Below are 16,602 nucleotides of genomic sequence, written 5' to 3'. Positions count from 1 at the left end.
ATGGCGGGACGCCGCCCGGGAGGGGAACAGCCGGTGACCGAACGCGTGCCGCACCGCAACCCGTGGCTGGTGCTGGCCGGGTTCTTCGGTCTCGTCGCCGTGGTCGCGGTGGTCGGCGCCCTGGCCGCGACGTCGGCGAAGGACGTCTACGCCCGGCTCGAGCAGCCTCCGTGGGCGCCGCCCGCGTCCGTGTTCGGTCCGGTGTGGACCGTGTTGTACGTCATGCTCGCGCTGTCCGGCTGGCTGTACTGGCGCACCGACGGCGAGACGCGCGGGTTCGCCGCGTACGGCATCGGCCTGCTGTTCAACCTGCTCTGGACGCCGTTGTTCTTCGAAAGCGGCGCCGCGCGGGTGGCGCTGGCCGACATCGTGCTGCTGGACGTCGTCGTGGTCGTGACGATCGTCCTGTTCGCCCGCCGGTCGAAGCTCGCCGCCGCGGTGCAGGTGCCCTACCTGGGCTGGATCCTCTACGCGACGGCGCTCAACGCCGCGGTCGTCGTGCTGAACTAGCGCCCGGCCTGCTGGGTGATGGCCTGCGCGGCCACCGTGCCGTCGTCGCCCGCCTGGCCCTGGACGACGACCGTCGCGCCCGGCTTGAGGTCCGCCAGCTTGCCCGGCTGGGTCACCCCGACCGTCGTGGAGTCCGATGTGGACACCTTGACGTCGGTGCCCTGCGCGGTCTTCACGTACACCGTGGTGCCGTCGACGTGGTCGACCGTGCCGGTGGTGCCGCGGCCGCCGCGGAACCCGCCGCCGCCCTGCTGGCCGGTGCCGCCGGTCTGCCCGGTCCCGGCCTGGGCGCCGCGGGCTTGGGCGCCGCCGGTGCCGCCTTGCCGGGCGGGCGTCGAAGACGACGAGCCGAACGCCGCGTGGGTCCAGGCGCCGCCGCCGAACGCGATCGCGAGCACGACGAGCCCGGCGAGGACCAGGGTGGTGCGGGAGAACGGCTTGGCGGCGCGGCGCATCTCCGCGTTGAGGTCGCCGTCGACGGCCGGGCTGGCGACGATCTGTTCCGCGGTCGGCTCGACGGCGGGCAGGATCGCCGTCGGCTCGTCACCCGGCGGGGTCGTCGTGTGGGTGGACATGCCAGGACTCCTTATTCGTGCCGCAGGGCGTCGATGGGCCGCAGCTTGGCGGCGCGGTTGGCCGGGAAGCTGCCGAAGAACAGCCCGATCAGGGCGGATACCGCGAAGGCGAGCAGGATCGACGAGGGCACCACGACGGGTTTGATCCCGGAGATGGTGAACCGGCTGCCGATGAGCCCGATCGCGACGCCGAGCAGCCCGCCGAACAGGCTGAGCATGGTCGCTTCGGCGAGGAACTGGCCGAGGATGGCCGAGCGCGGGGCGCCGATGGCCTTGCGGATGCCGATTTCGCGGATCCGCTCGGTCACGGTGACGAGCATGATGTTGGTGACGCCGATGCCGCCGACGAGCAGGGAGATCGCCGCGACCGCCGCGAGGAGCACGGTGAACGTCTCGGTCGCCGACGTCCGCGTCGCGAGGAGCTGCTCGGAGTTCTGGATCTGGTAGTCGGGGGTGCCGCCGAGCCGGATGCCGTGGCGGGCGTTGAGGATCGCGGTGATCTCGGACTGGGCCAGCGAGACGGAGTCCGCGGTGGTGGCCTGGACGGCGATCTGGTTGAGGTTGCCGTAGCCGGCCAGGGAGTTCTGGACGGCCGAGATCGGCGCGATGGCGACGTCGTCGGCGTTCTGCAGCCCGGTGCTGCCCTTGGCCTGCAGCACCCCGATGACGGTGAACTGGATGCTGTTGAGCAGCACGTTCTTGCCGACGGGCTCGGTGGCGCCGAAGATCGACTGCGCGGTCGTCGGGCCGAGGACGACGACCTTCCGCGCGGTGGTGACGTCCTCGCTGGTGAACAGCTGGCCGTCGGCGATCTCGCGGTTGGTGGTGGTGAAGTAGGCCGGCTCGGTGCCCGCGACGGTCGGGATGTCGTAGGACGTCTGCCCGTAGGTCGCGGTCGCCGTCGTGTTGACCACCGGTGAGGCGGCCTTGACGTCGGGGGCGCCGACGGGGTCGACGAGCGCGTGGGCGTCCTGCACGGTCAGCGGCCGCGCCGACGCGCCCTGCCCGCCGCCGCGGGCCGGGGAGACGTTGACGACGTTGGTGCCGAGGCCCTGGATGCTGGCCGCGATGGCCGCGGACGCACCGTTGCCGACCGCGACGAGCAGGATCACCGCGGCGACGCCGATGGTGATGCCGAGCGTGGTGAGGGCCGAGCGCAGCTTGTTCGCGGTCAGACCGCGGACGGCGAAGCGCAGGATTTCCAGCAGGTTCACGAGACCGCCCCCACCGCGCGTGTCACTTCGTCCGAGACGATCAGGCCGTCGTCCACCCGCACCACCCGGTGCGCGTGCTCGGCGACCTCGTCCTCGTGCGTGATGACGACGATGGTGCGGCCGAGGGAGTTGAGCCGGTCGAACACGCCGAGGACGTCCTCGGTGCTGCGCCGGTCGAGGTTGCCGGTCGGCTCGTCGGCCAGCAGCATCGCCGGACCGGTGACCAGGGCCCGCGCCACGGCGACACGCTGGATCTGGCCGCCCGAAAGCTCGCTCGGCAGGTGCTTGGCCCGGTCGGACAGCCCGACCATCTCCAGTGCCGCGAGCGCGCGCCGCCGTCGTTCCGATCGCCTCAGTCCACTGTAGACCAAAGGAAGCTCCACGTTGGACAAAGCGGACGTCCGGGGCACCAGGTTGAACGACTGGAAGATGAAGCCGATCTTCCGGTTGCGCAGCAACGCCAATTGCCGTTCGTTCAGCTTCCCGACACCGAACCCGTCCAGGAGGTACCGGCCGGAGGTCGGGACGTCGAGGCAGCCCAGCATGTTCAGCAGCGTCGACTTGCCCGAGCCGGACGCGCCCATGATGGCGACGTACTCGCCGGGCCACACGGTGAGGTCGACGCCGCGCAGCGCGTGCACCGCCGTCTCACCGGACCCGTAGGTCTTGCGCAGTCCGGAGACCGCGATCACCGGGTTCATCCGCGCCCGCCGAAGCCGCCACCGCCGGTGCCCGTGCCGCGCTGGCCGCCACCCGGGAACCCGCCGGTCCCACCGCCGGGGAATCCGCCGGTGCCGCCGGTCCCACCGGTGCGGTTGTTGCCGCCACCCGTTCCAGTCGCGGCCGTAGCGGTGAGCACGACGTTCTCGCCCTCGCTCAGTCCGGAGGTGATCTGGACCGTCGACTCGCCGCGGAGGCCGACCTGCACCTGGCGCGTGACGTTCTGGCCGTTCTCCTGCACGGTGACGAGGTTGGTGCTGCCGACGGTCTGCACCGCCGCGGCCGGCACGCTCAGCGCGTCCTGTGCCTCGGCGACGGTGATCACGACGCTCGCCGATTGACCGGGCCGCAGCCCGTCCGGCGGGGAGGTCAGCGCCAGCTGCGCGCCGTAGGAGACGACGCTGCCGCTCGTCGTCGGGGTCAGGTTGATGCTCGACACGGTCGCCTGGATCGGCTTGTCCGGCAGCGCGTTGAGCGTCACGGTCGCCTTCTGGCCGGTCTTGACCTTGCTGACGTCGATCTCCGCGACCGAGGTGTTCACGACGAGGCCGGTCATGTTGGTGATGGTGATGAACCCGCTGCCGGAGCTGCTGCTCGACGACGCGGCGCTGGAGTTCGAGTTCGAGGACGAGCCCTGGCCGCTGCCGCTGGACGACGACTGGGAGCCGCTGCTCGACGAGCCGCTGGAGGACTGCTGCCCGACGGCGCCGTTGATCGCGGTGACCGTGCCGGCGCCGGGCGCGTAGAGCGTCGTGTTGTCGAGCGCCTGCTGCGCGGTCTGGACGTCGAGCTGGGCCTGGTCGAGCTTCGCCTGCGCCGAGGTGACGTTGTTCGCCGCGGTCTGCGCGCTGTTCTGGCTGTTCTGGTTGTTCTGCCCGGTGGCCGGAGTGGCTTCGGCCGTCTCGGCGGCGTCCAGGGCGTCCTGCGCGACCGCCAGGTTCGCCTTCGCGACCTGAAGCTGCTTCGCCGCCTGTGTGCTGTCGACGGTGGCGAGCTTCTGCCCGGCGCTGACGACGTCGCCGACCTTGACGTCGATCGACGTGACCTTGCCGGCCGTCGCGAAGTTCGCCGCGCCGGTGTAGCTGCTGGCGAGGGTGCCGGCGGCGGAGACGGTCTCGGTGACCGTCGCCCGGCGGACCGGGGTGCTGCGCGACTGCGCCTGCGCCGAGCTCGGCGCGGGGCTGAACGCCTGGTATATCCCGAAGCCCGCCCCGGCCAGCAGTACGACCAGAGCACCGTTGATCACCCATGCCTTCGAGGCACGCACGCGCGTCATGCGGCAACCTTGGTGCCGCTGTTTAGCAATTGACTGTTCGTTGCCTGTGCGGCAGCTGTGTATCAGTCCTTGGCTCGGGGAGCCCGCGCACGGACCGCGAGCAGCAGCTGACGCACCGCGTCGACCAGCAGCAACGCGGCCACCGTGCCGATCCCGATGGCGGCCGCGAGCAGCCCGCCGAAGTACCGGTGCGACTCGAGGAACGCGCCGTCCTGGGCCTGGGTGACCACGGGGGCCGAGGCGTTGTGCCAGCAGGCGTAGGCCGCCCAGCCGGCGAGGACGGCGAGCACGACCTCCACGACGGCGACCAGCGTCCGCCACGGCTTGTGCAGCCGCGCGCGCGGGCCGGGTTCGTCCGGCGGCCAGAGCTCGGCGCCGGTGGGCTGCGGAAGGTCGATCACGGCGACGATTTTCTCATGCTTCCCGCGGTGTCGCCCGGACGAGCTCGTCCAGCGCGTCCCGCAGGGCTTCGACGTCCTTCGCCCACGCGAGCACCACCGTGCCATCGGCCAGCTTCACCGGCAGCGAGTCGTACTTGCGCGGCACCGACCAGCCGCCGCCGAGCACCCGCGCGCCGACCGGCGTGCCGACGTCGGTCACCTCCGCGATCTGCTCGGCGGGCACCTTCTCCCGGCCCTGCCGCAGCTGGTTCTTGGTGACTTCCAGCGACAGGAACCGGCGCCGCGCGTACACCCACGGCACGGTGATGACGCACAGCCCGAACCCGACCATCAGCCAGCCCACGACGTGCACCGGGCCACCCGTGACGAGCTCCGCGAGCGCGCCCGCGAGGGCGAACACCGGGCCCCACAGGATGGCCACCCAGCTCACGCCGGACTCGGCGTAGAGCCGGTCGCTCACGGCTTCTTGACCGCCTTCGGGAAGTAGTCCGCCACCGCCGGCAGGTACATCAGGACCAGCGCGATGAGCAGCAGCAACGTCGCGATGATCGAAGGCACGCTGTAGAAGATGCCCAGCTGGAACAGCACGCTGGCGACGGCGAAGCCGGTCAGCACCGTGCGGGCCGAGCGGGTGCCTTCGCGGGCCTTGTAGGCGAACAGCGCGATGAGCAGCGCGAACACGACCGAACCGCCGAGCAGCAGCCAGAACGCCGTCGTGGCGCCGCTGGCCATCGCGGCTTCGTCGATCTTCTGGCCGCGTTCCCGGCTCTGCTTGATCAGCGCGTCGATCAGCTGCTGCTTGATGGCCAGGGTGAACACCTGGCCGCCGATCAGCACCACGCCGCCCGCCAGCCACAGCCAGAACGAAGCCCGCACCGGTCCCGGTGGGTCGACCTTCGGCGCCGGCTGCCCCGGCAGCACCGGATCCGGCGAACGTCCCAGTTTGCGCCGTTCGTCGTCGGTGAGCCCGTTGAGGTCCTCGGTGTCCTTGTCCGCCACGCGGTGACTCTAGCCGGTCAGTCCAGCCAGGCAGCGGCTTCGGCGGCCCAGTACGTGAGGATCATGTCCGCACCGGCCCGGCGGATCGAGGTGAGCACCTCGAGGACCGTCCGCTCGCGGTCCAGCCAGCCGTTCGCCGCGGCCGCCTCGACCATCGCGTACTCGCCCGAGATGTTGTACGCCGCCACCGGCACCGGGGAGATGTCCGCGGCCGCCTTGATGACGTCCAGGTAGGCCAGCGCGGGCTTGACCATGATCATGTCGGCGCCCTCGGCGAGGTCCAGCTCGATCTCGCGCAGCGCCTCGCGGCCGTTGCCCGGGTCCTGCTGGTAGGTCTTGCGGTCGCCCTTGAGCTGGGAGTTGACGGCCTCGCGGAAGGGGCCGAAGAACGCGCTGGCGTACTTCGCGGAGTACGCGAGGATCGCCGTCTCCTTGTGCCCGACCTCGTCGAGCGCCCGGCGGATGACGCCGACCTGGCCGTCCATCATCCCGCTCGGCCCGAGCACGTGTGCCCCGGCTTCGGCCTGGGCGACGGCCATCTGGGCGTAGACGCGCAGGGTGGCGTCGTTGTCGACCGCGCCGTCGGCGTCCAGGACGCCGCAATGGCCGTGGTCGGTGAACTCGTCGAGGCAGGTGTCGGCCATCAGCACGGTGGCGTCACCCAGCTCGTGCCGCAGGTCGCGCAGGGCGACGTTGAGGATGCCGTTCTCGTCGACGGCTCCGGAGCCCTCGGCGTCGTGCGTGGCCGGGATGCCGAACAGCATGAGCCCGCCGACCCCGGCGTTGACCGCGTCGACGGCGGCCTTCCGCAGCGTGTCGCGGGTGTGCTGGACGACGCCGGGCATGCTCGCGATCGGCCGCGGCGCGTCGATCCCTTCGGCGACGAACATCGGGAGGATCAGCTGGCGTGGCCGCAGCGTCGTTTCGCCCACCAGCCTGCGCATGGCCGGGGTGGTGCGAAGCCTGCGGGGACGATGCTCGGGGAACACCCTTACCAAGTTACTCCCGCGGCTTTTGCCGGAGTTCCGCAAGGGTGCTCAGCGGCCGCTTCCGTCCGGTGAACGCACCTGCCGCGACCAGCGGGGCCGAAAAGCCGTGAAGGCCCCCTTCCCGGCCTTAAAAGCCGTGAAGGCCTCCTTCCCGGCCATAAGAGCCGGTAAGGAGGCCTTCACGGACCAACGGGAACTCAGGAGCGGCGGGCCCGCTTCGCCTTGCGCGGCGGCGGCAGGGCGCCCTCCGCGCGGAGGCGGGCGGCGTGCTCGGCCAGCGCGTCCACCAGGTGCGGGACGTCCGCCTTCTCCGGCTGGACGTCGACCCGCAGCCCGAACTCCACCGCGGTCTCGGCGGTCTTCGGGCCGATGCACGCGACCAGCGTGCGGGTGTGCGGCTTGCCGGCGATGCCGACCAGGTTCCGCACGGTCGAGGACGAGGTGAAGCAGACCGCGTCGAAGCCGCCGGTCTTGATCATCTCGCGGGTCTCGGCGGGCGGCGGGGCGGCCCGGACGGTCCGGTACGCCGTCACGTCGTCGATCTCCCAGCCGCGCTCGCGCAGGCCGGCCGACAGCGTCTCGGTGGCGATGTCCGCCCGCGGCAGCAGTACGCGGTCGACCGGGTCGAGGACGTCGTCGTACGGCGGGAACTCGGCCAGCAGGCCCTCGGACGACTGCTCACCCGACGGGACCAGCTCCGGGATGATGCCGAAGGAGCGCACCTTCGCCGCGGTCGACTCGCCCACGCAGGCGATCTTCACGCCGGAGAACGCCCGGGCGTCGAGCCCGAACTCCTCGAACTTCTCCCACACCGCGCGGACCGCGTTGGTGGAGGTGAAGACGATCCACTGGTAGCGGCCGTCGACCAGGCCCTTGACCGAACGCTCCATCTGCGCCGGGCTGCGGGGCGGCTCGACCGAGATGGTCGGGACCTCGTGCGACGTCGCGCCGTGGCCGCGCAGGCGCTCGGCCATCTCGCCGGCCTGCTCCTTGGTGCGCGGCACCAGGACCTTCCAGCCGTACAGCGCGCGCGACTCCCACCACGACAGCTTCGAGCGCTGCCCGGCGGCCTGGCCGATCGTGACGATCAGCGGCCCGACGAGCTCGCCGGCGTCGTTCGCGACCTTCTCGAGCGTGGTGTCGAGGGTGCGCTGGGTGTTGATGGTGCCGTTCGCGGTGACCGCGACCGGGGTCGACGCGGGGACGCCGTTGCCGGTGAGCGCCGACGCGGCCTCGGCCAGGTGCGCCGACGTCGCGTGCAGCACCAGCGGGCCGGGCGCGGCGGCCAGGGCCGCCCAGTCGACGTCGCCGCGGACGTCGACCTCGGTGTGCGTGCCGCCCAGCGCGACGCCCGCGTACGCCGGGACCGCCGCGGCCGGGGAGACGCCCGGGATGACGTCGAACACGGCGCTCGTGCGCGCGACCGCCTGGACCTCGGCCACCACGGCCGGGGTGGTCAGCGGGTCGCCCGCGATCAGCCGCAGCACCAGCCGGCCGGCCTTGGCCTCGGTGGTGAGGTCCTTGGCCACCTCGGCGGCCTCGCCGACGGCGGGCCGGACCTCGGCGCCCTCGGCGGCCATGGCCAGCACGGCCTGCGGCACGTCGGGGTCGGTCACCACGACCTCGGCCTTGGCGAGCAGTTCCTGGGCACGGACCGTGAGCAGGCCGGCGTCGCCGGGGCCGGAGCCCACGAACGCTACGCGCCCGGTGGTCTTTCGCGCGGGGGTCATCTGTGCGTTTCTCCTCTTGCGGCGGCCGTGCGCGGTCGCACGGACGCAGGTTCTCCTACGTTCTTCGAAGCGCTCGCGAGAGCGCTACTGAGCCGGGCCGGAGAAGGCTCCGGCTCCGAGGTCCAGCAGCTCGGCGGCCAGGTCCTTGCCCAGCTGGGCGGCCTGGTCCTTGTCGGCCAGCGCGGAGGCCCGGACCATGTCCACCGCGCCGTTCTCGCCGTCGACCGCGGCGGTGCCGCGCAGCGAAATCCGTTCCACGACCTTGCCCTCGGCGTCGAGATCTTCGACGATCTCGGCGAGCGCGCCCACCGGCGCGCTGCACCCCGCCTCCAGCGCGGCCAGCAGGGCCCGCTCGGCCGTCACCGCGGCCCGCGTGCCCTCGTCGTCCAATGTGGATGCGAGCAGCTGCTCGAGGTCCACGTCGGCGGACCGGCACTCCACCGCCAGCGCGCCCTGGGCGGGCGCGGGCAGCATCTGGATCGGGTCGAGGGTCTCGGTGATCGCCTCGACCAGTCCGACCCTGGCCAGTCCGGCACGCGCCAGCACCACGGCATCGAGCTCGCCGTCGGTGACCTTGCGCATGCGGGTGTCGATATTGCCGCGAATCGGCACGATTTCCAAACCGAGACCCAGCGCGCGCAGCTGCGCGGTGCGCCGCGCCGCGCCCGTGCCGACCGTCGAACCCGGCGGCAGCTCGCCCAGGGTGAGGCCGTCGCGCGCGATCAGCGCGTCCCGCGGGTCCTCGCGCGGCGGCACCGCGGCCAGCGTGATGCCCGGCTCCGGCGCGGTCGGCAGGTCCTTGTACGAGTGGACGATGACGTCGACCTCGTCGCGCAGCAAGGCTTCCCGCAGCGCGGAGGTGAACACGCCGACGCCGATCGTCGCGATCGGCGCCAGCGACTTGTCGCCGGGCGTGGTCACCGTGACGATCTCGACCTCGACGCCGGTGGCGCGCAGGGCGTCGGCCACGGTCCCGGTCTGGGTGAGCGCGAGCTTCGACCCGCGCGTGCCCATACGAATGACTCTGGTCACTACTACTTCTTCTCCGGTGGGGGCTTGGGGCTCGCCACCGCGGCGGGGGCCTGCGGGTCGAGGCAGAACAGTTCTCGCAACGCGTTCGCGTAGTCGGTGTCGGCCGTCTCGGCGGCCAGCTGCTTGACCCGCACCGTCGGCGCGTGCAGCAGCTTGTCGACCACCCGGCGGACCGTGCGGCCGACCTCTTCGCGCACGCCCGCGTCGAGCTCGGGCAGGCGGTTGTCCAGTCGCAGCAGCTCGGCGTCGACGACCTCGGCCGCGCGGCGGCGCAGCGCGGTCACCGTCGGCGTCACCTCGGCGCTGCGCTGCCCGGCGAGGTAGTCGCGCACCTCGTCGAGGACGATCCCGGTCGCCTTGGCGGTCTGGCGCTCGGTGGTCGGCGTGCCCGCCTCCCGCATCCGGCGCTGGATGGTGGCCAGGTCGACCACCCGGACGCCGGCCAGCTCGCCGACCGCCGGGTCGACGTCACGCGGCAGGCCGAGGTCGCAGACGACCAGTTCGCGGCCGCGGCGCGGCAGCACCTGGTCCGCGCCGAAGACGGCGTCCTGGGCGCCCGTGCAGCAGATCACGACGTCGGCGTCGCGGACCGCCTCGGCGACCCCGGACAGCGGGATCGCGCGGGCCGGCACGCCCTGCTCGGTGACGTTCGCGGCGAGCCGCCGGGCGCGGGCGTCGGTGCGGTTGGCCACGGTGATCTCGCCGATGCCGGCCTTGCGCAGCTGCGACGCGCTCAGCGCGCCCATCGAGCCGGCGCCGACGATGACGGCGTGCTTGCCGGTGACGTCCCCCGCGGCGGCGAGCGCCTCGGACACGACCGACGCGCCGAGGGCGTCGAGACCGGTCTCGGTGTGGACGCGCTTGCCGACGCGCAGCGTGGTCTGGATCAGCTCGTGCAGCGTGCGGCCGACGGTGCCGGCCTCGCGCGCGGTGGCGTACGCGGACCGCACCTGGCCGAGGATCTGCGTCTCGCCGACGACCATCGAGTCCAGGCCCGAGGCGACCGAGAAGAGGTGCTCGACGGCCGCACCGGCGTAGTGCACGTACATGCTGTCGTAGAGCTCGGCGGGTTCCATGCCGGCCTGGCGGGCCAGCACCTCGGAGACGTCGCCCAGGCCGCCGTGGAAGGTCTCGACGACCGCGTAGACCTCGATCCGGTTGCACGTCGAGACGAGCATGACCTCACTGACGTGCGGAGCCTGTTGCAGCTCGTCCAGGACTTTGCCCACCTCGGGCGCGGGTACGGCGACGCGCTCCAGCGTGCTCAGCTCAGCGCTTCTGTGCGAGAGCCCGACCGCCAAAACGCTCATGAGCGCACCACCATTTCCCGTCCACCGTCCGGACCCGTGCCGTTCCGCCCGCGCTTGCCATTCTGGGCGGGCGAACCACCGGCCGGTAATCCGGAATTGCCCTGATTCCCGGCGGCCGGGGCTTCACTGTCCGCCCGGCGGGCCACATGGAACGAGAGTATCTGCAGCTCCACGGCCAAATCCACTTTGCGGACCTCGATGTGAGCAGGAACTTGCAGCACGACGGGAGCAAAGTTGAGGATGCACTGGACACCGCCCGCGACCAGCCGGTCACACACCGACTGCGCCGCGGTGGGCGGGGTGGCGATCACGCCGATGGAGATGCCGCGCTCGGCGCAGATCCGCGGGATGTCGTCCATGTGCGAGACGGGGAGGCCGCCGACCGGCACGCCGATCAGGTCCGGGTCCAGGTCGAACAGCGCTTCGACCGGGAAGCCGCGCCCCGGGAAGCCGCCGTAGTTGGCCAGCGCGTGGCCCAGGTTGCCGATCCCGACGACGGCCACCTTGTGCTGGCGGGTCAGGCCGAGGATGCGCTCGATCTGGCTGACCAGGACGCCGACCTCGTAGCCGACGCCGCGGGTGCCGTACGAGCCGAGGTAGGAGAGGTCTTTGCGCAATTTCGCGGAATTGACGCCGGCGGCCTGCGACAGCTCTTCGCTCGAAACGGTCGTCGCGCCCTGTTCGGACATTCCGGACAGCACGCGGAGGTAGACGGCGAGCCGGGCGACCGCCGCCTCGGGGATCGACTTCGCCCGGACGGCCTCGGGGGCGTCCCCGTTGGTCCCGGCGGGCACGGCGGGCATTTCCGCGGTCGGCGCGTTGTCGGCGTCCGGGGTGTCCGAGCGGCGGGACCGTCGTGGCGGCCGGCCGGCGGAGTCCGCTCCGTCGCGCCTCCCCCGCTGTGTCACCACGCCGTTGTCTCCTGCCCGCTGTGCGTCTGGCGGCCGTCGCCACGACCGTTCGGAACTGTGTCTTGACCCAGGACCCGGAGTCCGGTTCGATACCGGCCGCCCCGGAGGCGATGGCCCTACGGTAGACCACTTGTGAACGCACGCACAAAGTCACTGGTCGGAGGCGGTTCGGAGGACCAAGCGATCATGACGCGGCGTCAGAATCCTTGCCAGCCAGGCATTTCCGGCGATCGGCGCGCGTGACGGGCGACCGGGAGCACCGGCGGCCGACGCGGCGAGCGGCCTGCCGCACGCGGTGAACGGCGCAGGAGCACTGGTCGGCGGGCGCGGCGTGTCAGCCGGCGTCGGTGCCCGGCGTGAGCACCTTCTCGAGCACGAACAGGGTCGCGTTCTCGCCGTCGCTCTTCGGCCCGGGCTGTGACGGCCTTCGCGGCAGGCCGGCGGCCGTGGCGGGCCTGCCCGTCGTCCGCACTCACCGCATCGGGCGACGTCAGCGGGCGTCGAGGGTGACCGAGTGCCAGCCGGTGGCGCCGTCGGGCACCGGGTCCGCGCGGTTCTCCGTCTGCGTGTAACCGTCGTGGTCGGTGGCCCGGACGAACGCCTGGTGCGTCCCCTTCGGCACGTCCAGCTCGATCCACCACATCCGCCAGGTGTCCTTGCTCACCTCGGCCGAGAGCGTCGCCGGCCGCCACTCCCCCTGGTCCAGCCGGACCTCGACCTTCGCGATGCCGGTGTGCTGGGCCCACGCGGTGCCGGCCAGCCGGACCTTGCCCGCGGTGATGCCGGCGAACCCCTTCGGCGTGTCGATCCGCGACTCGGTCTTGATCGGCGCCTGCTCGGCCCAGCCGCGGCTGAGCCAGTACGCCTGCCGCGCGTCCCACTTGGTGAATTCGAGCGACTCGACCCACTTCGTCGCCGACACGTAGCCGTACAGGCCGGGGATGACGATCCGCGCCGGGAAGCCGTGCTCGACCGGCAGCGGCTCGCCGTTCATCCCGATCGCCAGCATCGCGCCGCGGGCCGGGTCGAGCGCGACGTTCGCCGGCGTGCCGCACGTCCAGCCGTCGGTGCTGGTGGCGAACATCTGCTCGGCGCCGGCCTGCACGCCGGCCTCGTCGAGGAGGTCGACCAGGTCGACGCCCAGCCAGGTCGCGTTCGAGATCAGCGGGCCGCCGACCTCGTTGGAGACGCAGGTCAGCGTCACGCGGCGTTCGACCAGCGGCCGGTTGCGGATGTCGGCGTAGGAGAACGTCACCTCGCGGTCGACCATGCCGTGGATCTTCAGGCTCCAGTCCTCGGCGCGGAGCTGCGGCACGACCAGTGCGGTGTCGATGCGGTAGAAGTCCGGGTTCGGCGTGATGAACGGCGGCGAGCCGAGCTTGGCGAAGTCGGCGTCCGCGGGCACCGGCGATGCGGTCCGCGCGGGGACGAGCCGCCCGACGGCGGCCCGGGAGTCCTCGGCGTTCGTGCTGGTCCCGGCCACCTGCCCGACCACGGCCGCAACCCCCGAACCCGCGGCGACCCCGACCCCGGCCCGCAGGAACTTCCGCCGGGAAGCCCCCACCGCCGAGCTTTCACGTGAAAGCTCGGCCCCCTGGTGGGAGCTTTCACGTGAAAGCGCGATCCGGTGCAGGGAGGTGAAGACGGCTAGGCCCGCGAGCAGGGCGGCGACCGGCGCGAGCAGGGCGACCTGCCCCAGGTCGGTGCGCACGTACACGGCGGCGATCCCGGCGGCGCCCAGCAGGAAGACGAGCACCTGCCCGGCCCGGGGCGTCCGGCGCGACAGCTGCCCGGCCAGCAGCGCGAAGAGGACCAGCACCACGGCCAGGCCGAGCTTCAGCACCGGCTTGTCCCAGGTCCCCAGCGTCCGCTCGGCCCACTTCACGACGCCGGTCGGGCTGTGGTCGATGACGTAGTTGGCCACCGCGATGAACGGCGACGCGGTGTAGCCGACGAAACCGGCGACCAGGTGCCCGACGCCGAGGGCCGCGGCCAGCGCCAGCAGGCCGATCAGCGTCGCGATCGGAAGCGAAAGCCGTTTCGGCGCCTCGGGCGGCGCGTCCGTCAAGGTGCTCACACCTCCATCTTCGGAGCGCACGCCCGTCCAGGTGGCCCGCCGCGGCTTACGAGCCGGTTACGGCTCAGGCGAGCGCCCGCCGCAGCCGGTCCTCTTCGACGCGCCAGTAGCCGTGCTCGGCGCCGTCGACCAGGATCACCGGGACGCGGTCGCCGTACTCGGCACGCCACTCCGGGTCCGTGTCGACGTCCTCGGCCTTCCAGGGGACGCCGAGCTCGCCGCAGATCCGCGCGACCTCGGCCTCCGCCACCTCGCAGAGGTGGCAGCCGTCCCGGCCCATCACCGTCACTTCGTGCGCCATGCCGTCCTTACTACCGCAACTAACGCAGCCGCACCCGGCGCAGCTTCCCGGTGGCCGAGTGCGGCAGCGACTCGGCGAACTCGACCAGGTGCGGCACCTTGTACCCGGCCAGGTGCGCGGCACAGTGGTCGACGACCTGCTGTTCGGACAGCGACGCCCCGGCCGCGGGCACGACGAACGCCTTCACCGCTTCGCCGCTGCGCTCGTCGACCACGCCGACGACGGCGGCTTCGGCCACTTCGGGCAGCTGCCCGATGACCTCTTCCACCTCGGTCGGGAAGACGTTGAAGCCGTTGACGATGATCAGGTCGTTGGCCTGGTCGACCAGGTGCAGGTCGCCGTCGGTGTCGAGGTAGCCGACATCGCCGGTGCGGAACCAGCCTTCGGCGTCCGGCCCGTGGCCGCCGTCCGGCCAGTACCCGGAGAACAGGTTCGCACCGCGGATCGACACCAGCCCGGTCTCGCCGCCGGCCTCGAAGACGTCGGCGACGTCGTCGGGGTCGAGCGGCACGGCCTGGTCGGTGCCGTCGCTGTCCACCAGCCGGAGCTCGATCCCGGGCAGCGGACGGCCGACCGAGCCCGGCTTCGGGTAGCCGGTGACCAGCGTCGACGTCACCACCGGCGCGCACTCGGTGAGGCCGTAGCCCTCGTAGACGTCGAGGCCGGTGGCCTCGCGGATCGCCGTCAGCGTCTTCGGGTGCAGCGGCGCGGCGCCGGACGTCATGTGCCGCACGGTGGCCAGGCCACGGCGCAGCTCGTCGGGACCGAGCGCGGCGAACTCGGCGTACATCGTCGGGACGCCGGTGATCGCGGTGACGCGCTGTTCGGCGCAGTCGTCCAGGGTGCGCTGGGCCTCGAAACGCTCGGACAGCACCGCGGTCGCGCCGACGGCGGTCGCCTGCAGCAGCCCGGGCCCGAGCCCGTAGACGTGGAAGAGCGGAATGGTGATCAGCACGCGGTCGTCGTGCTCCAGGACGCCCTCGACCCCGCTGATCTGCTCCAGGTTGGCCAGCAGCGCGCGGTGGGACAGCATCACGCCGCGCGGCGGCCCGGTGGTGCCCGACGTGTACGAAACGACCGCGATGTCCTCGCCCGCCCGGCCGGCGTCCGGGAACTCGACGGCGTCGCCGGAGTCCGTCGAGGGCGTGAGACCGCTCACGCCGTCCGGCAGCTCCGCGTCGGCGTCCCGCTGGACGACGACCTTGGCCCCGCTGTGCGCGAGCAGCTTCTCCAGCTCCGGACCGGGCACCGTGGGCGACAGCGGCACGACGATCGCCCCGGCGCGCAGCGCGCCGAAGAAGGCGACCACGAAGTCGACCGACGTCGGCAGCCGCAGCGCGACCCGGTCGCCGGGCTCGACGCCGGCGTCCGCGAGTCTCCTGGCCTGAGCCTGGGCGGCGGCCTCGGCCTGGCGGTAGGTCAGGCCGCGCGCGGTGCCGGTCTCGCACACGGCCGGGTGGTCCGGCCACGTCGCCGCGGCCCGCGTGAGCAGCCCGCCGACCCCCGGCTGCGTCCCCTCTGGCGCACTCACCCGCGACCCGCCTCTCCTCGTCCGATGCGAACCGTTGCAAGTCTGTCATCTGAAGCGACGTCATGGGTGCTGACCGCGAGCGTCGCGTCTGCGCAACCCCCGAACCACTACCTACTTAGCGGTAACTACACGTATGCTGCACTGCGTCGCGGGCTGGTGTTGATCACCACCGCGACCGGAGAGAGGGAGTCGCCGTGACGAACTTGCCTGCCCACGAGGTCGTGGGGCACGCGAGCCGGCAGGCCCCTGCTCATCCGAGTTCCGGGGGTACCGTGGCCCGCTGGGCCGAAGCCGCCGCCGGAGGTGCCGCCCGATGACCGTGCCGATCGCCGTGAGCCGCGGGCCCGTCGCCATGTTCGCCGAGCGTGTCTTCGGGCGCTCGTCGGCCGTGCCGATGAGCAGGCAGGCGGCCGACGACGAGCGTGCCGAGGCGGCGAAGGCCGAGGCCTGGGAGCTGGTGCGCGCCGCGCAGGACGGTGACTCGTCCGCCTTCGGCCGGCTCTACGACCGCTACGTCGACGTCGTCTACCGCTACGTGCTGTTCCGCCTCGGCGACCGCGACCTCGCCGAGGACGTCACCAGCGAGACGTTCCTGCGCGCGCTGCGCCGGATCACGTCGGTGAGCTACCAGGGGCGTGACGTCGGCGCCTGGTTTGTCACCATCGCCCGCAACCTCGTGCTCGACCACGTGAAGTCGAGCCGGTTCAAGCTCGAGGTCGTCACCGACGAGGTGACCGAGCCGGGTTCCGCGCCGTTCAGCGTCGGCGCGGCCGCCCAGGCGGGTCCCGAACAGGAGGCGATCAGCCGCGCCACCCGCGCCGAGCTGCTGCGCTGCGTCGCGGAACTGGGCGACGACCAGCGGGAATGCATTGTCCTGCGGTTCCTGCAGGGCCTGTCCGTGGCGGAGACGGCCGAGATCATGAACCGCAACGAGGGCGCGGTGAAGGCGCTGCAGCACCGCGCGGTGCGCCGATTGGCACAACTTCTGCCCACGGGATTGCGCTGAACCCGCGAACTTTTCTGCTC

The 16,602-nt window shown here is 72.1% G+C and carries 18 protein-coding genes; 2 read left to right on the top strand and 16 right to left on the bottom strand.

Annotated elements, in window-relative coordinates; genetic code table 11:
* Nucleotides 1-33 precede the first annotated feature (33 nt).
* Nucleotides 34-510 (top strand): TspO/MBR family protein, encoded by a 477-nt coding sequence (locus AB0G28_RS01390; RefSeq protein WP_361081810.1) that lies wholly within the window; start codon nucleotides 34-36, stop codon nucleotides 508-510.
* Here the strand turns inward: AB0G28_RS01390 and AB0G28_RS01385 are convergent.
* From AB0G28_RS01385 to AB0G28_RS01310, 16 genes are all read right to left on the bottom strand, one after another.
* Nucleotides 507-1,085, bottom strand: coding sequence for a hypothetical protein (locus AB0G28_RS01385; RefSeq protein WP_361081808.1), 579 nt, complete (start codon nucleotides 1,083-1,085; stop codon nucleotides 507-509). The two genes, AB0G28_RS01390 and AB0G28_RS01385, sit on opposite strands and share 4 nt — an antisense overlap.
* 11 nt (nucleotides 1,086-1,096) lie before the next feature.
* Nucleotides 1,097-2,299 carry an ABC transporter permease gene (locus AB0G28_RS01380; RefSeq protein WP_361081806.1) on the bottom strand — a complete coding sequence of 401 codons (1,203 nt, stop codon included), beginning with the start codon at nucleotides 2,297-2,299 and terminating at the stop codon, nucleotides 1,097-1,099.
* A complete protein-coding gene (locus AB0G28_RS01375; protein WP_361081804.1) occupies nucleotides 2,296-3,000 on the bottom strand; it encodes an ABC transporter ATP-binding protein in 705 nt (234 codons plus the stop codon). The genes AB0G28_RS01380 and AB0G28_RS01375 overlap by 4 nt, the downstream gene beginning before the upstream one ends.
* Nucleotides 2,997-4,295 (bottom strand): HlyD family efflux transporter periplasmic adaptor subunit, encoded by a 1,299-nt coding sequence (locus AB0G28_RS01370; RefSeq protein WP_361081803.1) that lies wholly within the window; start codon nucleotides 4,293-4,295, stop codon nucleotides 2,997-2,999. The genes AB0G28_RS01375 and AB0G28_RS01370 overlap by 4 nt, the downstream gene beginning before the upstream one ends.
* Before the next feature lie 62 nt (nucleotides 4,296-4,357).
* A complete protein-coding gene (locus tag AB0G28_RS01365; protein WP_361081801.1) occupies nucleotides 4,358-4,696 on the bottom strand; it encodes a hypothetical protein in 339 nt (112 codons plus the stop codon).
* 13 nt (nucleotides 4,697-4,709) lie between these two features.
* Complete coding sequence (locus AB0G28_RS01360; protein WP_361081800.1) at nucleotides 4,710-5,156, bottom strand: hypothetical protein; 447 nt, start codon at nucleotides 5,154-5,156, stop codon at nucleotides 4,710-4,712.
* Complete coding sequence (locus AB0G28_RS01355) at nucleotides 5,153-5,695, bottom strand: hypothetical protein (RefSeq protein ID WP_361081798.1); 543 nt, start codon at nucleotides 5,693-5,695, stop codon at nucleotides 5,153-5,155. The genes AB0G28_RS01360 and AB0G28_RS01355 overlap by 4 nt, the downstream gene beginning before the upstream one ends.
* A gap of 17 nt (nucleotides 5,696-5,712) precedes the next feature.
* Nucleotides 5,713-6,684, bottom strand: coding sequence for a porphobilinogen synthase (gene hemB, locus AB0G28_RS01350; protein WP_361081796.1), 972 nt, complete (start codon nucleotides 6,682-6,684; stop codon nucleotides 5,713-5,715).
* Nucleotides 6,685-6,881: 197 nt separating this feature from the next.
* A complete protein-coding gene (locus AB0G28_RS01345; RefSeq protein WP_361081794.1) occupies nucleotides 6,882-8,414 on the bottom strand; it encodes a bifunctional uroporphyrinogen-III C-methyltransferase/uroporphyrinogen-III synthase in 1,533 nt (510 codons plus the stop codon).
* A gap of 84 nt (nucleotides 8,415-8,498) precedes the next feature.
* On the bottom strand, nucleotides 8,499-9,446 hold the full coding sequence (hemC, locus tag AB0G28_RS01340; protein ID WP_361081792.1) for a hydroxymethylbilane synthase: 948 nt from the start codon (nucleotides 9,444-9,446) through the stop codon (nucleotides 8,499-8,501).
* Nucleotides 9,447-9,448: 2 nt separating this feature from the next.
* Entirely contained in the window at nucleotides 9,449-10,756 is a 1,308-nt protein-coding gene (locus tag AB0G28_RS01335) for a glutamyl-tRNA reductase (RefSeq protein WP_361081790.1), read from the bottom strand.
* Complete coding sequence (locus AB0G28_RS01330) at nucleotides 10,753-11,667, bottom strand: redox-sensing transcriptional repressor Rex (RefSeq protein WP_361081788.1); 915 nt, start codon at nucleotides 11,665-11,667, stop codon at nucleotides 10,753-10,755. The genes AB0G28_RS01335 and AB0G28_RS01330 overlap by 4 nt, the downstream gene beginning before the upstream one ends.
* A 334-nt stretch (nucleotides 11,668-12,001) precedes the next feature.
* A complete protein-coding gene (locus AB0G28_RS01325; protein WP_361081786.1) occupies nucleotides 12,002-12,139 on the bottom strand; it encodes a hypothetical protein in 138 nt (45 codons plus the stop codon).
* Between the two features lie 18 nt (nucleotides 12,140-12,157).
* On the bottom strand, nucleotides 12,158-13,744 hold the full coding sequence (locus AB0G28_RS01320) for a molybdopterin-dependent oxidoreductase (protein WP_361081785.1): 1,587 nt from the start codon (nucleotides 13,742-13,744) through the stop codon (nucleotides 12,158-12,160).
* Between the two features lie 64 nt (nucleotides 13,745-13,808).
* Nucleotides 13,809-14,045 carry a glutaredoxin family protein gene (locus AB0G28_RS01315; protein WP_361081783.1) on the bottom strand — a complete coding sequence of 79 codons (237 nt, stop codon included), beginning with the start codon at nucleotides 14,043-14,045 and terminating at the stop codon, nucleotides 13,809-13,811.
* Nucleotides 14,046-14,064: 19 nt separating this feature from the next.
* Complete coding sequence (locus AB0G28_RS01310) at nucleotides 14,065-15,576, bottom strand: AMP-binding protein (protein WP_361081781.1); 1,512 nt, start codon at nucleotides 15,574-15,576, stop codon at nucleotides 14,065-14,067.
* Between the two features lie 313 nt (nucleotides 15,577-15,889).
* On the opposite strand from AB0G28_RS01310, the gene AB0G28_RS01305 reads away from it, so the two are divergent.
* Nucleotides 15,890-16,582, top strand: coding sequence for a sigma-70 family RNA polymerase sigma factor (locus AB0G28_RS01305; RefSeq protein ID WP_361081779.1), 693 nt, complete (start codon nucleotides 15,890-15,892; stop codon nucleotides 16,580-16,582).
* Nucleotides 16,583-16,602 lie beyond the last annotated feature (20 nt).

It is taken from the genome of Amycolatopsis sp. NPDC021455, from assembly GCF_040640995.1.
In the GTDB taxonomy this organism is placed as follows: domain Bacteria; phylum Actinomycetota; class Actinomycetes; order Mycobacteriales; family Pseudonocardiaceae; genus Amycolatopsis.
This window is presented reverse-complemented; position numbering and strand designations above follow the sequence as displayed.

Coding starts and splice junctions, on each gene's coding strand:
- AB0G28_RS01385 (WP_361081808.1), bottom strand. CDS start 1,085: ATGTCCACCCACACGACGACCCCGCCGGGTGACGAGCCGACGGCGATC.
- AB0G28_RS01335 (WP_361081790.1), bottom strand. CDS start 10,756: ATGAGCGTTTTGGCGGTCGGGCTCTCGCACAGAAGCGCTGAGCTGAGC.
- AB0G28_RS01345 (WP_361081794.1), bottom strand. CDS start 8,414: ATGACCCCCGCGCGAAAGACCACCGGGCGCGTAGCGTTCGTGGGCTCC.
- AB0G28_RS01315 (WP_361081783.1), bottom strand. CDS start 14,045: ATGGCGCACGAAGTGACGGTGATGGGCCGGGACGGCTGCCACCTCTGC.
- AB0G28_RS01375 (WP_361081804.1), bottom strand. CDS start 3,000: ATGAACCCGGTGATCGCGGTCTCCGGACTGCGCAAGACCTACGGGTCC.
- AB0G28_RS01370 (WP_361081803.1), bottom strand. CDS start 4,295: ATGACGCGCGTGCGTGCCTCGAAGGCATGGGTGATCAACGGTGCTCTG.
- AB0G28_RS01305 (WP_361081779.1), top strand. CDS start 15,890: ATGACCGTGCCGATCGCCGTGAGCCGCGGGCCCGTCGCCATGTTCGCC.